General features: G+C 51.2%; 1 rRNA gene. It reads left to right on the top strand.

Annotated elements, in window-relative coordinates:
* The first annotated feature begins 55 nt into the window (after positions 1–55).
* Positions 56–2,977, top strand: a 23S ribosomal RNA gene (locus V7183_RS02985).
* Positions 2,978–3,008 lie beyond the last annotated feature (31 nt).

The raw sequence follows: 3,008 nt of genomic DNA, 5'->3' as shown, positions 1-3,008 counted from the left end.
GTATGTTCTTTGAAAACTAGATAACAGTGTAGCTCATATTTTTTAATTTTAGTTTGGTTAAGTTAGAAAGGGCGCACGGTGGATGCCTTGACACTAGGAGTCGATGAAGGACGGGACTAACGCCGATATGCTTCGGGGAGCTGTAAGTAAGCTTTGATCCGAAGATTTCCGAATGGGGAAACCCACCATACGTAATGGTATGGTATCCTTATCTGAATACATAGGGTAAGGAAGACAGACCCAGGGAACTGAAACATCTAAGTACCTGGAGGAAGAGAAAGCAAATGCGATTTCCTGAGTAGCGGCGAGCGAAACGGAATCTAGCCCAAACCAAGAGGCTTGCCTCTTGGGGTTGTAGGACATTCTATACGGAGTTACAAAGGAACGAGGTAGACGAAGCAGCCTGGAAAGGCTCGTCACAGAGGGTAACAACCCCGTAGTCGAAACTTCGTTCTCTCTTGAATGTATCCTGAGTACGGCGGAACACGTGAAATTCCGTCGGAATCCGGGAGGACCATCTCCCAAGGCTAAATACTACCTAGTGATCGATAGTGAACCAGTACCGTGAGGGAAAGGTGAAAAGCACCCCGGAAGGGGAGTGAAAGAGATCCTGAAACCGTGTGCCTACAAATAGTCAGAGCCCGTTAACGGGTGATGGCGTGCCTTTTGTAGAATGAACCGGCGAGTTACGATCCCGTGCGAGGTTAAGCTGAAGAGGCGGAGCCGTAGCGAAAGCGAGTCTGAATAGGGCGTTTAGTACGTGGTCGTAGACCCGAAACCAGGTGATCTACCCATGTCCAGGGTGAAGTTCAGGTAACACTGAATGGAGGCCCGAACCCACGCACGTTGAAAAGTGCGGGGATGAGGTGTGGGTAGCGGAGAAATTCCAATCGAACCTGGAGATAGCTGGTTCTCCCCGAAATAGCTTTAGGGCTAGCCTCAAGTGTAAGAGTCTTGGAGGTAGAGCACTGATTGAACTAGGGGTCCTCATCGGATTACCGAATTCAGTCAAACTCCGAATGCCAATGACTTATCCTTGGGAGTCAGACTGCGAGTGATAAGATCCGTAGTCAAAAGGGAAACAGCCCAGACCGCCAGCTAAGGTCCCAAAGTGTGTATTAAGTGGAAAAGGATGTGGAGTTGCTTAGACAACTAGGATGTTGGCTTAGAAGCAGCCACCATTTAAAGAGTGCGTAATAGCTCACTAGTCGAGTGACTCTGCGCCGAAAATGTACCGGGGCTAAATACACCACCGAAGCTGCGGATTGATACCTATGGTATCAGTGGTAGGGGAGCGTTCTAAGGACAGTGAAGTCAGACCGGAAGGACTGGTGGAGTGCTTAGAAGTGAGAATGCCGGTATGAGTAGCGAAAGACGGGTGAGAATCCCGTCCACCGAATGCCTAAGGTTTCCTGAGGAAGGCTCGTCCGCTCAGGGTTAGTCAGGACCTAAGCCGAGGCCGACAGGCGTAGGCGATGGACAACAGGTTGATATTCCTGTACCACCTCTTTATCGTTTGAGCAATGGAGGGACGCAGAAGGATAGAAGAAGCGTGCGATTGGTTGTGCACGTCCAAGCAGTTAGGCTGATAAGTAGGCAAATCCGCTTATCGTGAAGGCTGAGCTGTGATGGGGAAGCTCCTTATGGAGCGAAGTCTTTGATTCCCCGCTGCCAAGAAAAGCTTCTAGCGAGATAAAAGGTGCCTGTACCGCAAACCGACACAGGTAGGCGAGGAGAGAATCCTAAGGTGTGCGAGAGAACTCTGGTTAAGGAACTCGGCAAAATGACCCCGTAACTTCGGGAGAAGGGGTGCTTTCTTAACGGAAAGCCGCAGTGAATAGGCCCAAGCGACTGTTTAGCAAAAACACAGGTCTCTGCGAAGCCGTAAGGCGAAGTATAGGGGCTGACACCTGCCCGGTGCTGGAAGGTTAAGGAGAGGGGTTAGCGCAAGCGAAGCTCTGAACTGAAGCCCCAGTAAACGGCGGCCGTAACTATAACGGTCCTAAGGTAGCGAAATTCCTTGTCGGGTAAGTTCCGACCCGCACGAAAGGTGTAACGATTTGGGCACTGTCTCAACCAGAGACTCGGTGAAATTATAGTACCTGTGAAGATGCAGGTTACCCGCGACAGGACGGAAAGACCCCGTGGAGCTTTACTGTAGCCTGATATTGAATTTTGGTACAGCTTGTACAGGATAGGCGGGAGCCTTTGAAGCCGGAGCGCTAGCTTCGGTGGAGGCGCTGGTGGGATACCGCCCTGGCTGTATTGAAATTCTAACCTACGGGTCTTATCGACCCGAGAGACAGTGTCAGGTGGGCAGTTTGACTGGGGCGGTCGCCTCCTAAAGTGTAACGGAGGCGCCCAAAGGTTCCCTCAGAATGGTTGGAAATCATTCGTAGAGTGCAAAGGCATAAGGGAGCTTGACTGCGAGACCTACAAGTCGAGCAGGGACGAAAGTCGGGCTTAGTGATCCGGTGGTTCCGCATGGAAGGGCCATCGCTCAACGGATAAAAGCTACCCCGGGGATAACAGGCTTATCTCCCCCAAGAGTCCACATCGACGGGGAGGTTTGGCACCTCGATGTCGGCTCATCGCATCCTGGGGCTGTAGTCGGTCCCAAGGGTTGGGCTGTTCGCCCATTAAAGCGGTACGCGAGCTGGGTTCAGAACGTCGTGAGACAGTTCGGTCCCTATCCGTCGTGGGCGTAGGAAATTTGAGAGGAGCTGTCCTTAGTACGAGAGGACCGGGATGGACGCACCGCTGGTGTACCAGTTGTTCTGCCAAGGGCATAGCTGGGTAGCTATGTGCGGAAGGGATAAGTGCTGAAAGCATCTAAGCATGAAGCCCCCCTCAAGATGAGATTTCCCATAGCGTAAGCTAGTAAGATCCCTGAAAGATGATCAGGTTGATAGGTTCGAGGTGGAAGCATGGTGACATGTGGAGCTGACGAATACTAATAGATCGAGGACTTAACCATATAATATGAAGCAAGTGTTATCTAGTTTTGA

Source organism: Bacillus sp. JJ1127 (assembly GCF_036965845.1).
Lineage (GTDB): Bacteria > Bacillota > Bacilli > Bacillales > Bacillaceae_G > Bacillus_A.
This window is presented reverse-complemented; position numbering and strand designations above follow the sequence as displayed.